The sequence below is a fragment of the Nocardioides caricicola genome (assembly GCF_039541135.1).
Classification (GTDB): Bacteria; Actinomycetota; Actinomycetes; order Propionibacteriales; family Nocardioidaceae; genus Nocardioides; species Nocardioides caricicola.
Window position 1 is genome coordinate 181,449 of the sequence record NZ_BAABFQ010000001.1, and the last position, 19,391, is coordinate 200,839.

The following is a 19,391-nucleotide window of genomic DNA, read 5'->3' on the forward strand; positions in this document are numbered from 1 at the left end:
TATGCACGCCTAGGTCACGCGGCTGATCAGGCGAGTGCGAGGAACAGCTTCTCCATCTTCTTCACGTCCACGCCGTCGATGCCCTCGCCAGCGGCAAGGCAGTCCTGCAGGCCGGTGGCGACGATGGCATAGCCGGCGCGGGAGAGGGCCTTGTTGACGGCGGCGAGCTGGGTGAGGACCGATTCGCAGTCGGAGCCCTCCTCCATCATCCGGATGACGCTGCCCAGGTGTCCGTGGGCGCGCTTCATGCGGGTGATGATCGCCTTGATCTCGGTCGGCTCGAGGTCCATCAGTGTCCTACTTCCTGGGTTGAGCTCTCGTGGGCGGCGACGGCTTCAAGAGCGGTCGCTAGCCGGCGGCGGGCGTCTGCGGCGACGAGGTGGAGCGGGTCGCCGTCCGTGGCGTGGGTGAAGTCGATCATGGCCTCGGGGTCGAACGCCTCGACAACAGTGGTGTCCTGATCCACAGCACGGACCACGACGTTGCACGGCAGCAGCGCCGCGATCGACGGGTCGGCCTGCACCGCCTGGTGCGCGAGCTGGGGCCGACACGCCCCGAGGATGACCTGCGGCGCGACGTCGACGTCGAGCTTGGCCTTCAGGGTCGCAGCGAGGTCGATCTCGGTGATTACCCCGAACCCGGCCTCGGCGAGCTCGGTACGCACAGCCGTCACCGCCAGCTCGTACGGATGAGGCGTGGTGACTCGCATGGTGTAGGCGGCCACTGCCGCTCCTTCTCCTGTTTCGCCGGTGGCGTTGGGCTGGGCGGGTGGCGCTGCCCAGTGCCGCCGATTCTACATCCCCCCGGGGGGATGTTTAGAGTTCTCGGCATAACCCCCCGGGGGGATGCGGCTCTCAGCTCGCGTTCTCCCGGAACCACCGCAACTCGCTCGGAAACGGAACTACGGATGAGCACCTCGGCCCCCACCCGCGCACGTGATCTGCCCCCGACCCCTGGCCCCGGGCCGACCGGACGACCGGGTCCGTTGGGCCGTCTCGGGGTCTGGGTCACCAGTCATGGCCGGCTGGTCACGCTGGTCTGGGTGGTGCTGATCGTCGGTCTCGGCATCTTCGCCCCCAAGGTCGAGCAGAACCTGTCTGGGGCCGGGTGGCAAGCAAGCGGCTCGGACTCCGTGGCCGCCCGCGAGCTCGCGCGCGAGCACTTCGGCGGCAACGCCTCCTCCGCGATCCAGGTCGTCGTCCACGCCACCGACGGCACCCCGGTCACCGAGGGCCGCGGCGCCGAGGTGCTCGAGGAGGTCACCCGGATGCTGGAGGCCGAGCCCCGCATCGCCGACGTCATTCAACCCGCCCCGGGCGCGACCCTGAGCCAGGACGGCACCACTGCGGTCGTGCTCGCCGGGGCCGGGGTCGACACCAACGAGATGGTCCGGGTGGCCACCGACCTCAAGGGCCCGCTGCAGGAGCTCTCCGGCGACGGCGTGCAGGTCAACCCGACCGGGTCCTCGCTGCTGTGGTCGGACTTCAACGAGGCCAACCTCGACGCGATGCTGACCTCGGAGATGATGTCCTGGCCGGTCACCCTGGCCATCCTGGTGCTGGCCTTCGGCGCCCTGGTCGCGGCCGGCCTCCCGCTGCTGCTGACCCTGGCCGGCCTGGTCGCCTCCGCAGGCTCGCTGGTGCTGATCAACGAGCTGGTGCCGGTCTCGATCTGGGCGATGAACTTCGCGATGATGTTCGCCCTCGCCCTGGGCATCGACTACGCCCTGTTCCTGGTGGTCCGCTACCGCACCGCCCGAGCCCGCGCCGGTTCCACCGCCCGGCAGGCGGTTGCCGAGACCATGGACACCGCCGGGAAGGCCGTGCTGCTCTCCGGCCTCACCGTGCTGGTCTCACTGTCCGCGGTGATGCTCGTCCCGTCCCCGTCGTTCAGGTCGATGGCCGGCGGCATCATGCTGTCGGTCGTGTTCGTGCTCGCCGCGACCCTGACCCTGCTGCCCCTGGTGCTGGCCAAGCTCGACCACCGCATCAACAAGCTCGCACTGCCCTGGGCAAAGACCAACGCAACCCGTGAACACGGCTCAGCCCGGTTCGCTGCCTGGGGCGAGCGGCTGTGGAAGCGACCCATGGCCTTCGCCCTCGGCGCGCTGGTCGTGCTGGTCGCCCTCGCCGCCCCGATCGTGGGCCTGAAGACCGCGATGCCCTCGATCAAGGTCCTCCCCGAGGACGCCAGCGCCCGCGTCGGCTACGACCTCGTCCAAGACGCGTTCGGCGACGGCGCCCCCGGCGCCCTCCAGATCCTGGTACCCATCGCGGACGCGGACGCGGCCGACTCGACCCTGCGCGCCGATGCCGGCATCGCCGCCGCCATGCCGGCCACAGAGGCGGCCGACGGCAGCGGCTACGCCCTGATCGAGGCCGTGCCCACCGTCGACCCCTCCGACCCGGCCCTGGCGGACACCGTCGACCGGCTCCGTAGCGACCTCCCCGAGACCGCGCTGCTCGGCGGCGCCGCCGTGGAGAACCTCGACCTCAAGACCCAGCTCGACCAGTCCACCCCGCTGGTCATCGGCGTCGTCCTGGTCCTCGGGTTCCTGCTGCTGCTCATCGCCCTCCAGGCGCCGCTGATCTCCCTGCTCGGCACCCTGGCCAGCCTGCTGTCCACCGCCGCCGCATTCGGGGTGGCGCTCCTCGTCTTCCAAGACGGCCACGGCGCCGGCCTGTTCGGGTTCGAGTCGCAGGGGTTCTTGGACGCGTGGGCGCCGGTGTTCTTCTTCGCCATGATCTTCGCCATCGCGATGGACTACACCGTCTTCCTGCTCGCCTCAGCCAAGGAGCACTACGAGCGCACCGGCGACCCCAAGCAAGCCATGGTCGGCGCGCTCGCACACTCCGGACGGGTCATCTTCGCCGCCGGCGCCGTCATGGTCGCGGTGTTCTTCACCTTCGCCCTGTCCGGGCCCCTACCGCCCAAGGAGATGGGCGTCATCCTCGGCGTTGCCGTCCTCCTCGACGCGTTCCTGATCCGGCTCGTGCTGCTCCCCGTGATGCTCCGCCTCACCGGCAGGGCCGCCTGGTACACCCCCGCCTGGCTCAAGAAGGTCCTGCCCACCATCACCTTCAGCCACGGCTGACCAGCCCGCCCGATCCTCCAGTCGTCCCGCCACCTCGTCGCCATAGACACACGCATCAGGAGCAACTCATGAACCTCGACCGCGCCGTGCTCGCACTCGCCGGCACCATCACCCTGCTCAGCGCCCTGCTCGCCACCCTCGTGTCGCCGTGGTGGCTGTTGCTCACCGCATTCGTCGGCATCAACTTGCTCCAGTCCAGCATCACCGGCTTCTGCCCAGCCGCGATCATCTTCAAGGCACTCGGCCTGCGTAGCGGCTGCGCCTTCCGCTGACCGATCCTCGTCTCCGGGCGCTACCGGACGACGTCCGGCCTGGAGTCCTGCGGCACGCGGCATTGCCCGACACGGCCCGCCGAGTCGACCGGTGCCACTACGACACTTCGAGCAGGCGCGCGAAGTCCGCCGCGTACTCGGGCGGGCTCGACGGATGGGTGTACAGCACGGTCGAACCATCAGGCCCGAACAGGTACACAATGCTGCTGTGGTCGACCTCGTGCCCGGAGCCGCCGTGCTCGCCGTGTCCGCCGTCACCCTGGGCCGCGTGCTCATTGGGCTCGGGCGCCGCAGCTGCTGACGCACCCGTGGTGCCAGCACTGCTCTCGGTGCCGCTTTCGGAGGCGTACAGGGACCGTTCGGCGCGATGGACACGGCTGACATGACCGCGCAACCCGACGATGTCGGGGTCGAACCGGTCGAGCCAGGTGCGAAGGACACGCGGAGTGTCGCGGCGCGGGTCCACGGTGACGAACACCAGGGACACCTTGGCAGCCAGCTGCGGACTCAGGGTGCGTCGAGCGGCAGCAAGGTCGGCCATCGTCGTGGGACACACGTCTGGGCAGTGGGTGTAGCCGAAGAAGACCACCACGACGTTCCCGTGCCCCACGCGGTCCAGGCGCACCGGTTCGCCGCCGGTGTCACGCAGGGTCACAGGCGCGACCTGCAGAGGCGGGTCGATCAAGGTGCCGTTGTACCCATCGTGGTCCTGCTCGACGATCGCCGGCGAAGCCGGTCTCCCGTCGTCGCCGCCACACGCTGTCAGAGCGCCGGCAGCAACCACCACGACGGCAACCGAAGCCGCGATGTTCGTCCAGGCCCCTACTCGGCCGACCCTGAGCGCGGTAGCTCGCACAGCGCCAGTCGGGGCGCTGTCCTCGGCACGGTGCCCGTTGGTCATAGTGGCGTCTGCCAGTTCGCGACCAGCACCTGAAGGTGCGAGATCATCACCATCCACAGGCCGGTGACCTGCAGGACGCCAACGACGACCAGGAGGGCGCCACCGATGCGGGTCACGGCCCGAGCATGGCGACGGGCGAACGCGAACACCGTGAACGCCCGCTGGACACCCAACGCCGCCAGGAGGAACGGGACGCCCAGGCCGAGGCTGTACGCGAATGACAACAGCGCTCCGCGCCCAGCGCCACCGGTACTGACCGACAAGGCGAGCACCGCGGCCAGGGTTGGGCCCATGCACGGGGTCCAGCCGATGCCGAACATGACTCCGAGCAGCGGTGCACCGGCGACACCGACCCTGGGCTTGGCGCCGGGCCGGAACGACCGGCTCACGAGCGGCATCTTGTCGAGCGCGCCGGCGAACATGAGACCGAGCCCGATGGTCAGAACCCCCAGAACCCTGACGATTGCATCCTGATGGGTGATGAGGAACGCGCCAGCAGCGCCGAACGCGGCCCCGTAGCTGGTGAACACCGCGGCGAACCCGAGCACGAACAGGGCCGCCCCGACCACGGGCCGGCTAGGTGCGTGAAGCCGCCTGGGTGCACGAAGTCGTCCGCGAGCCGTGAGCGGTCCAGCAGCGGCTCCCGTAGCAGAAACTCGAGCGGTGTCAGCAGCATCGACGACGGCATCGTCGGCGGCAGACCGTTGCTCCGCATCGGCTCCGCCGGCACCGGTCACATAAGCCAAGTAGCCGGGCACGAGCGGCAAGCAGCACGGGCTCAGGAAGGACACCAGACCGGCCGCCATCGCAACCGGTACAGCCAGCAGCAGGGGGCCATACGCGACAACCTGCCCAGGGTCGGCAGTCAGCAGCGTCATCGTGCGCCCCCCTCGTCGTCAGTGCCGCCACTGCCACCATCGACGTCGTCGATGAGACCGCTCAAGGTGGCGTAGGTGACCCGGCCGATGACCCGGGCGGCGACGTTGCCGTCCGCGTCGACCACCACCGTGCTGGGGACGGCCGCGATCGGGACGACCGACTGGAAGGCCAACAGAGCCTGGCCGTCTGGGTCGAACACGCTCGGGTACGGCACCCGGAACTTTGCGGCGAACGCCTTCGCCGCAGCAAGGTTGTCGCGGGTATCGATGCCGACGAACCGGACTCCTCGGTCCGACGTCTCGCCGGCCACCCGCACCAGGTCTGGTGTCTCGGCACGGCACGGGGCACACCACGAGCCCCACACGTTGATGACAACCACATGGCCGACAAGCTCATCCAGGCTGAACTCAGCACCGTCGAGGGTCCGCCCCTCCAGGTCCGGCGCTTCCGCCCGCTCCCCGGGCGGGTACATGGTCAGGCCCGACGTTGCACTCGCGGCCGACTGCTCCCCATCGGACGACGAGCCGGAGCCCCACCGTTCGACCTGCCACCACAGCACGGCGGCGAGTGCCACCACGACAGCGCCAACCAGAACCGGCCGCAGCCTCTTGCTCCTCCCGGCTGTCCCCGTCATCGCAGGCTCAGCACGATCTGCTGGTCCGGTTCGAGCCGAAGGTCCATCGGGTCACCAGTGACTTTCGACCCGTTGCTGGTCAACTCGACTAGTTGCCCGGGCTCAGCACGCACGCCACCGATCTGGTGTCGGGTCAGCCTCACTCCCCACTGCGTGAACAACTGGCCGAGGGTGAACACCTCGCCTTGTGTGTCGGCCTCGATATGGATGGTGCCGTCACCGTCATGGGTGTGCAGCGCAGACATGGCACCGGTGCTGGGGTCGACGCCGATGTTGGCCGCGACCGGCACCTCGGTGCCGCCGATGACGATGCTCAGCTGGGGGTGGTAGTGCTCGGCGGTGCCCATCGGGCCGAGGTCGAGGCGCGCGGCGGCGACACGGGCCGGAACGTCGGTGGGGGCGGGCCAGGGAGGCATGGAGGTGCCGTCCAGGCCGTCCTGGACGGCGGCACCCTGAGACAACGGGGTCGGGTCGGGCTGGGCGGCACCGCCGCCGGGGCTGTCCGCGGAGCCACACGCGGTCAGGGTGAGCGCTGCGGTGAACGCGAGCGCAGCGAACGGGGATGTCCTCACGGGATGAAACTCTCTGTGTCTGTTCGGGCAGTTCAACGGGGCAGTTCAACCGCGACGACGGCCACGTTCGATGGGTCGTTGTCGCGAGTTGCTGCTCAGCAACGCCGAATGGACAGGTGCAGCAACGACGGCGGGTCCGGCTGCCGGCCCGGTCCGGCGCCCGCCACGACGGAGCGTGGATGAATCCAACCCGGTCGTCTCCGACGCCTGCCGCGCAGCCACAAGAATGCGGCGCCGACGCCGACCATCAGGACCGTCAGGCACGTTCCCAGCAGGGTCATTCGCATGCCCCCGCCGGAGAGTGCCACGACTGCCTGGTCGCCGGTGCGGTCGGCCTCCGAACTCGCCGAGGTCGAAGCCGGACGGACAGTTCCAACCTCGTGCGACCGGCCAGACTCCAGCACCGACGACACGCTGGACGTGAACGTGGATGCCGCGGCTTCGACCGAGGTGACTGTGGTCAGGCTCATCGCTTCCATTTGCCCGAAGCACGCGGTGGCAACAGTCGCGCACGCCGGCATCGCGAAGAAGCCTACGAGCACGGCGAGCACCCAGGCCGGTCGCAGCGCGAGTCGGCCCCGGGAAGCCGCGGAGGCCGAGGACCACATGATGGCTTCACTGTACCGAGAGGTCGCTTCCCATCGCCCACCAGCGGCCCCGCTGCCAACGTGACGTCGATCCCTCGCTGTTCAGCGCGCGAGCGCGTCACGCCAAGCCGCGGCGTCTATGGGTCGTGGCAGCGACTGCATCCGCAGTGGCAGCGCGTGCCAACCGCTGCGCCTGACGAGGATCCGCGTCTGCCGCGATCCGCGCTGTCCACCTAGGACGTTCCGACGGGAGCTGCTATCTGGCCGGAGCGCTAGTCCGCAGTTGTAGCGCCACGGCGATTGAGAGGTACCCAACCGCCCACTTAGACGCACGGTCGATGCATCCCCCTCCGTCGTCGAGCGCCGGACTGAGCTTGGTCAGGTGTGGCGCCAGACCTTCGCGGCTGAGTAGAGGAGCAGGGCGGTCAGCAGCGGGACGATGACTTGTTCGGGCACGATGCCGAGGAGCAGTGCTCCGGCAATCGAACCTGTGACTGAGCCGACGGCCATCGCGATCGCGAAGCTCTTGTTGGCGGCCAGCACGGTGAAGGCTTGGTCGCGTGAGTAGCGGAAGAATGCGACCAGCATGGTGGGCAGTGAGACCAGGAGTGAGAGGGATCCGGCGAGTTTGGTGTCGACCGCGACCAGGAGGACGAAGGTCGGGATGAGTAGTTCGCCGCCTGCGACGCCGAGGAGTGCGGCAACCATGCCGATACCGAGCCGGCGATCACTCCGGCCAGGACCTGAACCGTGTCGGTCAGCTCGAGGGTCGGGATGGTGCCGATTCGTTCGGCGGTGAAGATGCCTGCGATGAAGACCAGCAGGACTGCCAGGACCTTGTAGAGGGTGGCTGAGGCCATTCGGGTTGCCCAGGTTGCTCCGACCCAGGCTCCGACGAGGCTGCCGGCCAGGAGGTTGAGGACGGCGGTCCATTCGTCGGCGATGTCTGTGAAGGGCACGGCGGTCAGGCGTGCGGGGATTGCAACCGTGACGACGACAATGCTCATCGCCTTGTTCATGATCACCGCTGCGAGTGCTGCGAACCCGAAGACGCCGAGGAGCAGGGGGAGTCGGAACTCCGCGCCGCCAGTCCGACCAAGCCGCCGAGCAGTCCCACGGCCGCTCCGCCGGCGAATCCCGCGGACTTCGAGCGCGCCAGCGCGCTGGGAGCGGCTGGAGATGCAGCGGACGCGCTCATGCGCAGACGGTATCGCTGGTCGCGGGTCGATCCTCGCGGTGCTCCGGAGCATGGTGATCGCGTGGCGGGCTGATTGAGCGTCGGTGACCAGTCGGCGGCAGATGGCATCGGAGATCCGGGCGCTTAACGCAGCGGTGGCGCAGGGTCAGTCTTGCGGGCGGCCTTCGGTGGAAGGCGACCTGTCCATCAGGGCGTCCCTCATTCGTAGATCGGCCGCTGGGTCTGCCGGCGCGCAGCAGCCACGCCCCCGAGTCTGCCGTGAACTCATGGTCGCGAACGCCGCGACGACGATCACGAAGGCGACCAGGACGATCGAGGCCGTCATGCCAGCCTCCTCAGCGAGTGCGTTGGGTTTGTACCCATTGTGCCCGCTCAGTCAGGCGGCTGCCGCCTGCTGAATGTCGCGCGCGTTGGCACCGGCCACACTGCGAAGGCGTGCAGGGTTGGCGGGCGACCTACGATGTCGGCGATGGGAGATCCGGTGCGAGCAAGAGGAGCCGGCCGAAGCCTGATGAGCACGGCTGGCCGATGGCTGGTGCTGCTCGTCGCTCTGGGCGGCCTGTTGGCGATGCACGGGCTCTCCGCACATGGCGTTGGCGGCCCGCCGATCGATGTGGCGCAGCGTTCGCCGATGAGCACGATGGATACGCCCGCGTTCGCACATGCGGCTACGCATGCTGCCGACGCCGGGGCGAGTGCTTCCGGCTCGCGCGCTGCGAGGACGACAAGCACCCCGCCCGATGGGCACGGCGGCCACCATCGAAGCGACGACGACGCCCTGGTCGCGGCGATGTGTTTGGCCGTCCTCGCGACGCTTCTCCTCCTTGGAGTGGCCGCCTGGCGTGTCGGCGTGTGGGCGCGGATTCGGCAGGCGCTCGTCGACTCCGTGGCCTCGGCTGGGGCAACGGCGTTCTGGGCGCGGGCGCGCAGTCCTGCCCCGCCCGATCTGAGGCTGCTCTCCATCCAGCGGTGCTGAGAGTCCGACACCGCCGCTCCTGCATGCACCGAGTCCCCCCATTGGGCGGGCTCGCGGGACGTCTCACGCGGCGGTGATTCCGCGACCCCTTTCCACCCTTGGCCAACAGGAGAGACCCCACCATGTCCAATCACACCCACACGAAGTTCGCGCCCCGATCGTCGGCACGTCGCGTCGCGGCAGCCGTCGCCCTCTCGGCGATGCTCGGTGGCACCCTTGTCGCCTGCGGCGACGACTCCAGCGACGGCTCACCGTCGGCGAGCCAGACGGCGCCCAACGGCGACGTCTTCAACGAGGCGGACGTCTCCTTTGCGTCCGACATGATCCAGCACCACGCCCAGGCCCTCTCGATGGTGGATCTGACCGCAGGTCGCTCTCTTGACCCGGAAGTTCAGCAGCTTGCTGATGACATTCGGGCCGCGCAGGGCCCCGAGATCGAGATGATGGTCGACTGGTTGACCGCGTGGGACGAGGACGTCCCGGAAACGATGCGGGATCACTCGAACGCCGGCCACGACATGGGTGACGACATGTCGGAGCAGATGGAAGGTATGGAGCACTCCGACATGCCCGGGATGATGTCCGCAGAGGAGATGGACGAGCTGCAGGACGCCTCGGATGCGGAGTTCCAAGACATGTGGCTCGAGATGATGGTCCGACACCACGAGGGCGCCGTAGAGATGGCACGGGCCGAGCAGGAGGACGGCACTTTCTCCGATGCCATGGAGCTTGCCGAAGTCATCGAGTCGGCCCAGAACACCGAGATCGAGCTGATGGAGGGGCTGCTCGGCTGACCCGGCCCAGTCGCTCTGCACCACGTCCGCCACGGGTCGTGAACATTCGGCGACTAGACCGAGCTCGCAGCGAGCCCGAGTTCATGAACGCAGAATGTCCCCGGACCTCCCCCGCTGCCTGTCCGGCCAACCGAGTGCGTTGAGTGTCATCGGGACCCCGTTGGTACGCCGCGACCGACGATGGACTGTTCAGCGGCGAACTCGACCGACAGACGTCGTCGAGCGAAGTCGACCGGGTACTCGTCTTGGACCGACTGGACCAAAGGCCCTTGAGATGGATACCCCCCAGGGGTATGGTGCGAGCTATGGGCGAGAAGAACGGCAACCACGGTCTTCACGAACACGATCACTCCGGCCACGACCACGCGCATGGGTCGGCTGCGGCAATCGCGGCGACTGATCCCGTCTGTGGCATGGAGGTCGATCCGGCCGCAGGCGGGCCGACCGCGGAGCACGACGGTCAGCCCTTTCACTTCTGCTCGGCACGGTGCCGCGACAAGTTCGTAGCGGCCCCGGAGAGCTATCTCGCCGCCGACTCGAGTGGAATCGGCGCGACCGGCTCGGAGCCTGCCCGCGCAGGAGGGGCCGAGTACACCTGCCCCATGCATCCCCAGGTCCGGCAGATCGGACCCGGCACCTGCCCCATCTGCGGCATGGCGATGGAGCCGGTGACGGTCGCCGCCGACGACGGTCCCAGCGCGGAGCTGGTCGACATGACCCGCCGGTTCTGGATCGCAGTTGCCCTGTCCATCCCGGTCGTCATCCTCGGCATGGGCACGGAACTGTTCGAGTTCATCGCCGACGCCATCTCAGGTCGGGTGAACGCATGGCTGCAGCTCGCCTTCGCGACGCCGGTCGTGCTGTGGGCAGGTTGGCCGTTCTTCACGCGGGGATGGACGTCCGTGCGGACGATGAAGCTGAACATGTTCACGCTCATCGCGATGGGCACGGGGGTCGCCTGGTTGTTCAGTGTGATCGCCACGGTCGCGCCCGACATCTTCCCGGACTCGTTCCGCACGATGGACGGCGTCGTCCCGGTGTACTTCGAGGCGGCCGCAGTGATCACCACACTCGTGCTCCTCGGCCAAGTCCTCGAGCTCCGAGCCCGCGAGCGAACCTCAGGAGCGATCAAGGCACTCCTGGACCTGACGCCGAAGACAGCGCACCGCGTCGACGCCAACGGTGTCGAGTCCGATGTCTCACTTGATCAGGTGCAGACCGGCGACCGCCTCCGGGTCCGCCCGGGCGAACAGGTCCCGGTCGACGGCATCGTCATCGATGGTCGGTCGTCGGTCGACGAGTCCATGGTGACCGGTGAGTCAATGCCCGTCACCAAGGCAGCCGGGGACACCGTCATCGGCGGCACACTGACGGCCGGCGGCACTCTCCTGATCGAGGCCAGCGCAGTCGGGCGGGACACGATGCTCGCCCGCATCGTGCAGATGGTTGCCGACGCTCAACGGTCCCAGGCACCGATCCAGCGACTCGTCGACAAGGTCTCGGCGTGGTTCGTGCCGGCCGTCATCCTCGCGGCGGTCGTCGCGTTCGCCGTCTGGGCCACGGTGGGCCCGGACCCCAAGTTCGCGCACGCCCTTGTCGTCGCCGTCAGCGTCCTCATCATCGCCTGCCCATGTGCGCTAGGGCTGGCTACGCCCATGTCCATCATGGTCGGCGTTGGCCGCGGCGCGCAGGCCGGTGTACTCATCAAGAACGCTGCCGCACTCGAACGGCTGGAGAAGGTCAACACGCTCGCGGTAGACAAGACCGGCACCCTGACCGAAGGCAGGCCGGCGGTCACTCGTGTCGTGACCGCCGCTGGCTACGACGAGAACGAGCTGCTGCTGCTGGCAGGTGCCGTCGAGCAGCCGTCAGAGCATCCGCTGGCCCGGGCTATCGTCACCGCCGCCAGCGATGCGGCCGGCGCGACCCCAGGGCGTGCGCTTCCTGGGGTTGATGAGTTCGATGCGCCCGCAGGTAAGGGAGTCACCGGACTCGTCGAGGGCCGCGCGGTCGCGGTCGGCAGTGCCGGATTCCTCGACTCACTCAGCGTCGACGCCGGCCCGCTAGCCGCACAGGCCGACGACCTACGTCGAGAGGGAGCGACTGCTGTCTTCGTCGCGGTCGACCGCCAGCTCGCCGGAGTCCTGGCCATCGCCGACCCGGTCAAGCGCACCACCGCCGCCGCGCTCGCCCGGCTGCGCGAGGCCGGCATCGACGTCGTCATGGTCACGGGCGACAACCCGGTCACGGCCCATGCGGTCGCCGCACAGCTGGGTATCGACCGAGTGGAAGCCGAAGTCCTCCCCGACCGGAAGTCCGACGTGGTTGCCTCCCTGCGCGCCGAGGGACGCATCGTGGGATTCGCCGGCGACGGCACCAACGATGCGCCCGCTCTCGCTGGCGCCGACGTCGGCATCGCGATGTCGACCGGCACCGACGTCGCCATCGAGTCCGCCGGCATCACCCTGCTGCACGGCGACCTCACCGGCATCGTCCGGGCGCGCCAGCTCTCCCAGGCCACGATGGGCAACATCCGCAGCAACCTCTGGCTGGCCTTCGGATACAACACCGCCGGCATCCCCATCGCCGCCGGCGTTCTGTACCCGGCATTCGGATGGCTGCTCTCTCCGATGCTCGCAGCTGCCGCGATGGCGTTGTCGTCGGTCAGCGTCATCGCGAACGCCCTACGGCTCCGCACCACTCGTCTGGGCTGAAGCTCACCCGAGCAAACGCCAGGAAGGAACGCGAACATGCCCACCGTCGAGGGAAGGGTCGCGACCTCACGCGCTGACCGTTACCTGTCGCAGATCTGCGAGCACCTCGGTCATCTCCAGCACGGCCCGTCGGCAGGACGCGGGGCTCACGATCCGGGCGCAGGACATGGTCCCGCGCCGGCGGTTCGACGGGTCGAGCGCACCGGAGATCATGCTCTTGTCGAGTTCGACTGGGGACGATGCGACCTCACGGCCGATCCGACCGAGCTCGTCCTCCACCTGCATGCCGACGACCCCCAGGACCTGGCACAAGGACAGCGCCTGCTCACTCACCGGGTCGAAACCATTGGTCGACGCGACAAGCTGTCACTGGTCTGGGGCACATCGGAGACGACCGAACGGATCGCACCTCTCGACTGAGTCCGAGCTGGTTGCAGCTCTGGTTGCAGTTCGCGAACGTCCGTTGCAGTTCGTGGGCGTTCAGCCGACCACAGGGGCGCTGCACGGCAGGCGCGCCCATCGCCACTAGATCCAGCCCGCGCCCCCGGCGATCAGGACGATGCCGAAGATGGCGAACAGTGCCGCCGCGCCGTACTTGATCACCTGTTCGGGAAGGCGCTTTCCAAGCACGGCTCCGACCCCGATCGCGAGCGCGTCGGCGGCGACCATGCCTAGCGTTGAGCCGATCCAGGTGCCGAACCAGCCTTCTTGGGTGGCGAGGGTGATCGTGGCGAGCATCGTCTTGTCGCCGAGTTCGGCGAGGAAGAACGCGATGCCGACTGCGACGATCGCCATCCCGCGGCTGCTACGCGCCTTGTCGGCCTCTTCCTCGGTCAGCTCGTCACCGCGCAGGGTCCAGGCTGCGAACACCAGGAACGCGATCCCGGCCACCAGGGTGATGACGCCCTGGTAGTCGGCGAACGCGTCACCGATGAAGGCACCAATGGCCACCGACGCCAGGTGCACGATCGCGGTAGCGGCGGTGATGCCGATCAGTACGTCCCGAGCCCTGTAGCGGGCCGCGAACGTCATGGCCATCAGTTGGCTCTTGTCGCCGAGTTCGGCCACGAAGATGACGGCGGTTGAGAGCAGGAAGGCGTACATCGTGTTTGTCTCCTTGGCCCAGCCGAGGAGACCGACGCGGACGCGACCCTCTCGACCGTGCGCGTCCTTGTTGGGGTCGCTGTACCGGTCGAAAGTCTCGTCCGCCACCGGGTGGGTGGCCTGCCGCACCGGACCCGAAGGGTCAGTGTGTCGACGCGGCTGTTGGGGACTACTCCCTTTCAACGTTGATGCTACGCGAGACGGCGATCGCTACTCACGTCGGCAGAGCGTGCGGTTGCTCACGTCGTGCGGTCGTCGTGCGGTCGTCCTTCGGATAGGCCGCGATTCGTGCTGTCCACACAGGTCGCTCCCGTCGAGAGCTGTCACCCGGCGTGTCAGGAGCCGCTAGTCCACAGGTGCAGCGCCACGGCGATCGAGAAGTATCCAACCGTGCCGAGTGAACTCGTGAGCGTCTTGGAGGGAGCCCGCGTAGTCAGACCACGTGGCTGTGATCGTGCGGTTGGTAAGGCCGTCGCCGATTTCGTCGTCGACTGCGAACCTGGTGTCCAGCTCCCAGGGAAGGGCATGCGCGATCGCGCCAAGCGACCGCCAGACGTTCTCGGACTCGGTTCCAGCGCCCGGCCTGCCCGCGTACACACGCTTGGCCACGGCACGGACGACACCGGTCTGGTCGACCTTCGGAGGCTTGGCGCCCAGCGCGGCGAGGCGACCCGCAGCATCGTCCTTCGCGTCGGCCCAGCTCTGACGACTCCGCGACGCGGGCGTGTCCTCGTTGAACAGGTTGAGCCACATCCGGTAGTTGTCCCGGGAGTACCACTCGACCTGCGTCGCTCGCTTGGCCCGCTCGTCCCGATCGTCGTCTTCGAGCAGCCACACGGCCTGAGCCCCTCCCCAGATTGCAGTACGCAGCATGGAGTGGAGCGAGAGCGTGGTCGGCCCGAAGTGGTGGAGGTGCTGGATGACGCTCATCAGGTGCTGGGAGGCGGTGGCCAGGCTGATGCGGACGAGGAGCGAAATAGCCAGTGATGGGACCGCGGAGTCGTCAGCCGCGAGCTCGCTCCCCTTCGCGGGGTACCAGGCCCGGGCGACGCGCTGGTTCCAGCCGACGACCTCGGGCCAGATCTTCTCCGTGTTCTCGCGGATCACGGCATCCATCGCGGCAACGTCGTCCACAGTTCGGAGGCTATGACCAATCAGCATCGGCAATGAGCGAGTTGCACATGGTGCGGACCAGATAAACGACCGAAAAGTTGATAAGCCGCACGAGCCATGCCCCGACTCCTTCGACCACCGATAGTCGCCGGTGACCGCCAGAGACCGGCCCCACCGGCTTCTGCGCCGGTTGCAGTTTCGGTTGCAGTTCGCCTTCGGCGTAGACCTCTCGACCGTGCCGAGAGGATGTTCCTCAGCGAGTCCATGCACCGGATTCAGCACCGGAATCGGCTGAATGAGGTCTGAAACGAGAACTGCTCCTGACCCAGAGTCTTGCCAGGTCAGGAGCAGTTCTTGCCTGAGCCGCCTGTCGGAATCGAACCGACGACCTTCTCATTACGAGTGAGATGCTCTACCGACTGAGCTAAGGCGGCGCGCTGTCCCGCGCGAGGCTGGACAACCCGGAGAAGTATACGGACGCCGGTCCGGTGCGCGAAAACGGCACCAGGACCGGCGTCCGGGCTCCTCGCGACTCGGCGAACGCGACAACGCCGAGCCCCGCGGAGGGCTCTGGGGTCAGGCGGCGAGGACGACCTTCGACGTGGTGGTCGAGGACTTGCCGGTGAGCATCGACTGCTCGGCGCCGCACCAGCAGGTGAACCGGACGACGATGCCGGCGCCGGTCGTCGCCATGTCGGTGATCTGGCTCGGGAAGATCAGCTGGCGCTTGGCACACGCAGTGCACTTGTGGTCGAACATGGGGGACCCTCCCTCGGAAGACGGCATTCGGTGACAGCTCCATTGTTCGACACTTGTAGACATAGGGATAGCCTTGCTTTCCTTTGGAATCCATAGGGATCACCTAGTGTTGTGACCATGCTCTCGCTGCACCAGCTCACCTGCTTCCTGGCGACGTACGAGCACGGGTCGCTGACCGCCGCGGCCGAGGAGCTCGGCTACGCTCAGCCGTCGGTGTCCGAGCAGATCCGCGGCCTGGAGAAGACGCTCGGCGTCCAGCTGTTCCGCCGGGTCGGCCGCGGGGTCGTGCCGACGACCGTCGCCGACACCCTCCGCCCCCACGCCGAGCGGGTGCTGGCGAGCGTCGACGAGGCCCGCCAGTCGGTGCAGCAGGTGAAGAGCTTCGAGACCGGCACGATCCGCTTCGGGATGTTCGGCATCGCCCGCCTGTACGCCGGCGCGGGACTGATCGCCGACGTCCTCTCGCGCTACCCCGGGGTCCGCGTCGAGCTGGTCGGCCAGAACTCCACCGAGGTCGCCGAGGACCTGCGCCGCGGCCGACTGGAGGCCGCGATGCTCGCCGTCGCCACCGTCGAGAGCGAGGGCATGACCGTCACGCCGGTCGCGCGCGAGGAGCTCGTCTACATCAGCGCCGACCCGGCGCGGACCGCCACCCCCGTCACCGCGCACCGGCTGTCCCTGGCCTCGCTGGTGATGGCCGAGACGACGTACCGCGCGGTCGACTCCACGCGACAGACCCTGCGCCGGATGCTGCACGAGACCGGCCGCAACCCGCAGACCCGGATCGAGGTCGAGGACATCGAGACCGCCGTCGAGCTCGTCGGTCTGGGCTACGCCGACTCCGTGATCCCGAAGGGTGCCGCCCTCCAGCTGCTCCCCCGGCTGGCCCCGAAGGCGACCTGGACGACCCTGCGGCCGCGGCAGTACGACACGTTCTCGGTCGTGCACCGCACCGGCGCCACCCTCTCGCCGGCCGCCCGGCTGATGATCGAGCTGGCGACCGCGCGGATCCAGGCCATCGCCGAACCCTTGTGACCCGGCCTACGGTGGCAGCATGGCCGCCGAGCAGACCGTCCGAGACTTCCTCGATCACCTGTCCCGCCACGAGATCGAGCAGGCGCTGGTCCTGCTCGACCCCGGCGTCGAGTGGCGCAACACCGGGATGCCGACCTACCGCGGCGACCGGGTCCACGCGATGCTGCGCGACATGGTCCGCCGAGGCGTCACCTTCGCGGTGGAGTGGCACCACGTCGCGGCCGACGACGACGTGGTGCTCACCGACCGCACCGACGTCCTCGGCTACGGCTCGTGGAGCACGTCGTTCCGGGTGCGCGGCACGTTCGAGCTCAAGGACGGGCGGATCGCGGTCTGGGACGACTCGTTCAGCTGGCTCGAGCTGATGGGCTCCGGGCTGGTCGGGCTGGGCCGGATGCTCGGCGGGCGCTAGCCCCTCAGTGCGTCACCAGGGTCGCCTTGAGGAGCTGGTCGGCGGAGGGCTGGAGGGCGTCGTCGCCCGCCTCGATCACCACCTCGCGGAGGGTGCCGGTGAACGCGAACCCGCGGGCTGCGCGGCCGTAGTCCGGCGTGACCGGCGTGCCGCGGTCGATGCCGACGTCGAGGGTCTGGTCCATCGAGTAGAAGAACGGCAGGGTCCGGTCGACGCGCCCCTCGCCGACCTTCTCGCCGTCGACCACGAGCCGGACGTCGCCGCCCAGGCCGAGACCACCGCCGTCGTAGGCGAAGAGCACCTCGACGAGGTGCTCCCCGGCGAGCAGCGGTGACGTCGCGCGGACGTGGGTGACCGAGACCGCGCCGAAGTTGTAGGCGTAGGTCAGGAGCCCGTCCTTCACGTAGAGCGACCAGCCACCGAAGCCGCCGCCCTGGGCGACGACCACGCCCTCGGTGCCGGCGTCCGCGAGGAGCGCCGCCCGGATCGCGAAGGACGTGTTCTTCAGGCTGGGTACGGCGTCCTCGCGCAGCCGCCCGGCTCCCGCTGCGAGCCGGATCCGCTGCGGCGGCGCCGGCCGGCCGGCCGTGCGGGCGTCGAACCGCCCGGACAGCTGGTCGTCCATCGGCAGCACGTGGTTGCGTCGCGCCTCGGCCAGGAACAGCTCCTGGAGCTCGGCCAGCCGCTCGGGGTGGGTCTCGGCCAGGTCGTGCGCCTGGCTCCAGTCCGACCGGGTGTCGTACAGCTCCCACCGGTCCTCCGCCATCGGCGGCGTGTCGCGCTGGGCGGTCGCCCACGGCGTCTTGTGCTTGGCGACCGCGGTCCAGCCGTGGTGGTAGATGCCGCGGTTGCCGAACATCTCGAAGTACTGCGTGACGTGCCGCTCCGGAGCTCCTGCGTCGTTGAAGGAGTACCGGAACGACACGCCGTCCAGGGGCTGCTGCTCGACGCCGTCGACCACGGCCGGGACCGGGACACCGGCCGACTCGAGCAGCGTCGGCAGCACGTCGACGACGTGGTGCCACTGGTGCCGCACCTCGCCGCGCGCGGCGATCCCGTCGGGCCAGTGCACGACCAGGCCGTTGCGGGTCCCGCCGTAGTGCGACGCGACCTGCTTGGTCCACTGGTACGGCGTGTCCATCGCGACCGCCCAGCCGGTCGGGTAGTGCGCATAGCTGTCGGGCGTGCCGAGCGTGTCGAGCTGGCCGAGGATCCGCGCGGTGTCGTCCTCGATGCCGTTGAGGCGCAGGGTCTCGTTCAGGGTGCCCTCGATGCCGCCCTCGGCCGAGGCCCCGTTGTCACCGAGGATGTAGAGGACGATGGTGTTGTCGAGCTCGCCGGCCTCGCGCAGCGCCTCGACCAGCCGGCCGACCTGCGCGTCGGTGTGCTCGGCGAAGGCGGCGTACAGCTCCATCAGCCGCTCGGCCACGAGGCGGTCGTCGTCGGAGAGCTCGTCCCAGTGCGGGACGCCGGGGGTCCACGGTGCGAGCTGCGTGTCGGCGGGCACGACCCCGAGCTCCTTCTGCCGTTCGAGGGTGAGCTCACGCTGGCGGTCCCACCCGTGCGCGAACTCGCCGCGGTACTTCTCCGCCCAGCCCTCCGGCACCTGGAACGGCGCGTGCGTCGCGCCGAACGGCAGGTAGCAGAACCATGGCTTGTCGGGCGCGTGGGTGCGGACCTCGCGCACCCAGGCGATCGCCTTGTCGACCAGGTCCTCGGACAGGTGGTAGCCCTCCTCGGCGGTGCGGGGCGGGTCGACGAACGTCGTCCCCTCGACCAGGGTCGGCTCGAACTGGCTCGCCTCCCCGCCGAGGAAGCCGTAGAACCGGTCGAAGCCCTCGCGGGTCGGCCACCGGTCGAACGGCCCGGCAGCGGTCTGCTCCCACGACGGGGTCTGGTGCCACTTGCCGAACGCGCCGGTCGCGTAGCCGTTGTAGGACAGCGTCTGCGCGAGGGTGCCGGCGCTGAGCGGGCGGGTCGCGTCGTAGCCCGGTCGCCCGGTCGAGATCTCCACGACCGTCCCCATCCCGACCGCGTGGTGGTTGCGGCCGGTCATCAGGGCCGCCCGGGTCGGCGAGCACAGGGCGGTCGTGTGGAAGCGGCTGTAGCGCAGCCCGCCGTCGGCGAGCTGCTCGGCGACCGGCATCCGGCACGGCCCACCGAAGGCGGACGAGGCACCGAAGCCCATGTCGTCCAGCAGCACGAGGAGCACGTTCGGTGCTCCCTGGGGAGCCCGCGCGAGCGGGCGGTCGGGCAGGTCGCCGCGCTGGTCGCGGACGTCGACGGCCGCGTCGTACGCCGGGCGGGCGCCGTCGAAGGGGAGGTGGGTGCGGTCCATGGGGATCTC

The 19,391-nt window shown here is 68.9% G+C and carries 20 protein-coding genes and 1 tRNA gene; 8 read left to right on the forward strand and 13 right to left on the reverse strand.

Annotated elements, in window-relative coordinates:
- Nucleotides 1-26: 26 nt before the first annotated feature.
- Together ABD875_RS01020 and ABD875_RS01025 are read right to left on the reverse strand one after the other, a co-directional pair.
- Nucleotides 27-290, reverse strand: coding sequence for a metal-sensitive transcriptional regulator (locus ABD875_RS01020; protein WP_345170602.1), 264 nt, complete (start codon nt 288-290; stop codon nt 27-29).
- On the reverse strand, nt 290-724 hold the full coding sequence (locus tag ABD875_RS01025) for a DUF302 domain-containing protein (protein ID WP_345170603.1): 435 nt from the start codon (nt 722-724) through the stop codon (nt 290-292). Before ABD875_RS01025 ends, ABD875_RS01020 begins: the two co-directional genes overlap by 1 nt.
- Before the next feature lie 261 nt (nt 725-985).
- On the opposite strand from ABD875_RS01025, the gene ABD875_RS01030 reads away from it, so the two are divergent.
- On the forward strand, nt 986-3,094 hold the full coding sequence (locus ABD875_RS01030) for an MMPL family transporter (protein WP_345170604.1): 2,109 nt from the start codon (nt 986-988) through the stop codon (nt 3,092-3,094).
- Between the two features lie 68 nt (nt 3,095-3,162).
- Nucleotides 3,163-3,366 carry a YgaP family membrane protein gene (locus ABD875_RS01035; protein WP_345170605.1) on the forward strand — a complete coding sequence of 68 codons (204 nt, stop codon included), beginning with the start codon at nt 3,163-3,165 and terminating at the stop codon, nt 3,364-3,366.
- 97 nt (nt 3,367-3,463) lie between these two features.
- On the opposite strand, the gene ABD875_RS01040 is transcribed toward ABD875_RS01035, so the two are convergent.
- The 6 genes from ABD875_RS01040 to ABD875_RS01065 form a co-directional block, all read right to left on the reverse strand.
- The gene (locus tag ABD875_RS01040; protein ID WP_345170606.1) at nt 3,464-4,153 is read right to left on the reverse strand and encodes an SCO family protein; all 690 of its coding nucleotides are present in this window, start codon (nt 4,151-4,153) and stop codon (nt 3,464-3,466) included.
- Between the two features lie 110 nt (nt 4,154-4,263).
- Entirely contained in the window at nt 4,264-5,145 is an 882-nt protein-coding gene (locus ABD875_RS01045) for a cytochrome c biogenesis CcdA family protein (protein WP_345170607.1), read from the reverse strand.
- Complete coding sequence (locus ABD875_RS01050) at nt 5,142-5,720, reverse strand: TlpA family protein disulfide reductase (protein ID WP_345170608.1); 579 nt, start codon at nt 5,718-5,720, stop codon at nt 5,142-5,144. Before ABD875_RS01050 ends, ABD875_RS01045 begins: the two co-directional genes overlap by 4 nt.
- A 56-nt stretch (nt 5,721-5,776) precedes the next feature.
- A complete protein-coding gene (locus ABD875_RS01055) occupies nt 5,777-6,352 on the reverse strand; it encodes a hypothetical protein (protein ID WP_345170609.1) in 576 nt (191 codons plus the stop codon).
- Between the two features lie 95 nt (nt 6,353-6,447).
- Nucleotides 6,448-6,903, reverse strand: coding sequence for a hypothetical protein (locus ABD875_RS01060; RefSeq protein ID WP_345170610.1), 456 nt, complete (start codon nt 6,901-6,903; stop codon nt 6,448-6,450).
- A gap of 414 nt (nt 6,904-7,317) precedes the next feature.
- On the reverse strand, nt 7,318-7,647 hold the full coding sequence (locus ABD875_RS01065) for a TSUP family transporter (protein ID WP_345170611.1): 330 nt from the start codon (nt 7,645-7,647) through the stop codon (nt 7,318-7,320).
- A 1,001-nt stretch (nt 7,648-8,648) separates the two neighbouring features.
- Between ABD875_RS01065 and ABD875_RS01070 the strand changes: the two genes are divergently transcribed.
- The 4 genes from ABD875_RS01070 to ABD875_RS01085 all read left to right on the forward strand — a co-directional run bounded on the left by ABD875_RS01070 (nt 8,649) and on the right by ABD875_RS01085 (nt 13,041).
- Nucleotides 8,649-9,113 carry a hypothetical protein gene (locus ABD875_RS01070; protein WP_345170612.1) on the forward strand — a complete coding sequence of 155 codons (465 nt, stop codon included), beginning with the start codon at nt 8,649-8,651 and terminating at the stop codon, nt 9,111-9,113.
- A gap of 122 nt (nt 9,114-9,235) precedes the next feature.
- A complete protein-coding gene (locus ABD875_RS01075; protein ID WP_345170613.1) occupies nt 9,236-9,907 on the forward strand; it encodes a DUF305 domain-containing protein in 672 nt (223 codons plus the stop codon).
- A gap of 305 nt (nt 9,908-10,212) precedes the next feature.
- Complete coding sequence (locus ABD875_RS01080) at nt 10,213-12,621, forward strand: heavy metal translocating P-type ATPase (RefSeq protein WP_345170614.1); 2,409 nt, start codon at nt 10,213-10,215, stop codon at nt 12,619-12,621.
- 36 nt (nt 12,622-12,657) lie between these two features.
- Nucleotides 12,658-13,041, forward strand: a complete 384-nt coding sequence (locus tag ABD875_RS01085) for a DUF2218 domain-containing protein (protein ID WP_345170615.1) — start codon at nt 12,658-12,660, stop codon at nt 13,039-13,041.
- 105 nt (nt 13,042-13,146) lie between these two features.
- On the opposite strand, the gene ABD875_RS01090 is transcribed toward ABD875_RS01085, so the two are convergent.
- The 4 genes from ABD875_RS01090 to ABD875_RS01105 form a co-directional block, all read right to left on the reverse strand.
- Entirely contained in the window at nt 13,147-13,854 is a 708-nt protein-coding gene (locus tag ABD875_RS01090) for a TMEM165/GDT1 family protein (RefSeq protein WP_345170616.1), read from the reverse strand.
- Between the two features lie 216 nt (nt 13,855-14,070).
- Nucleotides 14,071-14,859, reverse strand: coding sequence for a hypothetical protein (locus ABD875_RS01095; RefSeq protein WP_345170617.1), 789 nt, complete (start codon nt 14,857-14,859; stop codon nt 14,071-14,073).
- 340 nt (nt 14,860-15,199) lie between these two features.
- A tRNA-Thr gene (locus ABD875_RS01100) sits at nt 15,200-15,272 on the reverse strand.
- Between the two features lie 142 nt (nt 15,273-15,414).
- Complete coding sequence (locus tag ABD875_RS01105; RefSeq protein WP_345170618.1) at nt 15,415-15,597, reverse strand: hypothetical protein; 183 nt, start codon at nt 15,595-15,597, stop codon at nt 15,415-15,417.
- Nucleotides 15,598-15,714: 117 nt separating this feature from the next.
- Between ABD875_RS01105 and ABD875_RS01110 the strand changes: the two genes are divergently transcribed.
- Both ABD875_RS01110 and ABD875_RS01115 read left to right on the forward strand, forming a co-directional pair.
- Nucleotides 15,715-16,632: a LysR family transcriptional regulator gene (locus ABD875_RS01110; RefSeq protein WP_345170619.1), complete on the forward strand. Its 918-nt coding sequence runs from the start codon at nt 15,715-15,717 to the stop codon at nt 16,630-16,632.
- 19 nt (nt 16,633-16,651) lie between these two features.
- Nucleotides 16,652-17,044: a limonene-1,2-epoxide hydrolase family protein gene (locus ABD875_RS01115; protein ID WP_345170620.1), complete on the forward strand. Its 393-nt coding sequence runs from the start codon at nt 16,652-16,654 to the stop codon at nt 17,042-17,044.
- 4 nt (nt 17,045-17,048) lie between these two features.
- Here ABD875_RS01115 and ABD875_RS01120 read toward each other — a convergent pair whose 3' ends face one another.
- Entirely contained in the window at nt 17,049-19,382 is a 2,334-nt protein-coding gene (locus ABD875_RS01120) for an arylsulfatase (RefSeq protein WP_345170621.1), read from the reverse strand.
- Between the last annotated feature and the right edge of the window lie 9 nt (nt 19,383-19,391).

Coding starts and splice junctions, on each gene's coding strand:
- ABD875_RS01020 (WP_345170602.1), bottom strand. CDS start 290: ATGGACCTCGAGCCGACCGAGATCAAGGCGATCATCACCCGCATGAAG.
- ABD875_RS01035 (WP_345170605.1), top strand. CDS start 3,163: ATGAACCTCGACCGCGCCGTGCTCGCACTCGCCGGCACCATCACCCTG.
- ABD875_RS01045 (WP_345170607.1), bottom strand. CDS start 5,145: ATGACGCTGCTGACTGCCGACCCTGGGCAGGTTGTCGCGTATGGCCCC.
- ABD875_RS01065 (WP_345170611.1), bottom strand. CDS start 7,647: ATGGTTGCCGCACTCCTCGGCGTCGCAGGCGGCGAACTACTCATCCCG.
- ABD875_RS01070 (WP_345170612.1), top strand. CDS start 8,649: ATGAGCACGGCTGGCCGATGGCTGGTGCTGCTCGTCGCTCTGGGCGGC.
- ABD875_RS01075 (WP_345170613.1), top strand. CDS start 9,236: ATGTCCAATCACACCCACACGAAGTTCGCGCCCCGATCGTCGGCACGT.
- ABD875_RS01080 (WP_345170614.1), top strand. CDS start 10,213: ATGGGCGAGAAGAACGGCAACCACGGTCTTCACGAACACGATCACTCC.
- ABD875_RS01085 (WP_345170615.1), top strand. CDS start 12,658: ATGCCCACCGTCGAGGGAAGGGTCGCGACCTCACGCGCTGACCGTTAC.
- ABD875_RS01105 (WP_345170618.1), bottom strand. CDS start 15,597: ATGTTCGACCACAAGTGCACTGCGTGTGCCAAGCGCCAGCTGATCTTC.
- ABD875_RS01110 (WP_345170619.1), top strand. CDS start 15,715: ATGCTCTCGCTGCACCAGCTCACCTGCTTCCTGGCGACGTACGAGCAC.
- ABD875_RS01115 (WP_345170620.1), top strand. CDS start 16,652: ATGGCCGCCGAGCAGACCGTCCGAGACTTCCTCGATCACCTGTCCCGC.
- ABD875_RS01120 (WP_345170621.1), bottom strand. CDS start 19,382: ATGGACCGCACCCACCTCCCCTTCGACGGCGCCCGCCCGGCGTACGAC.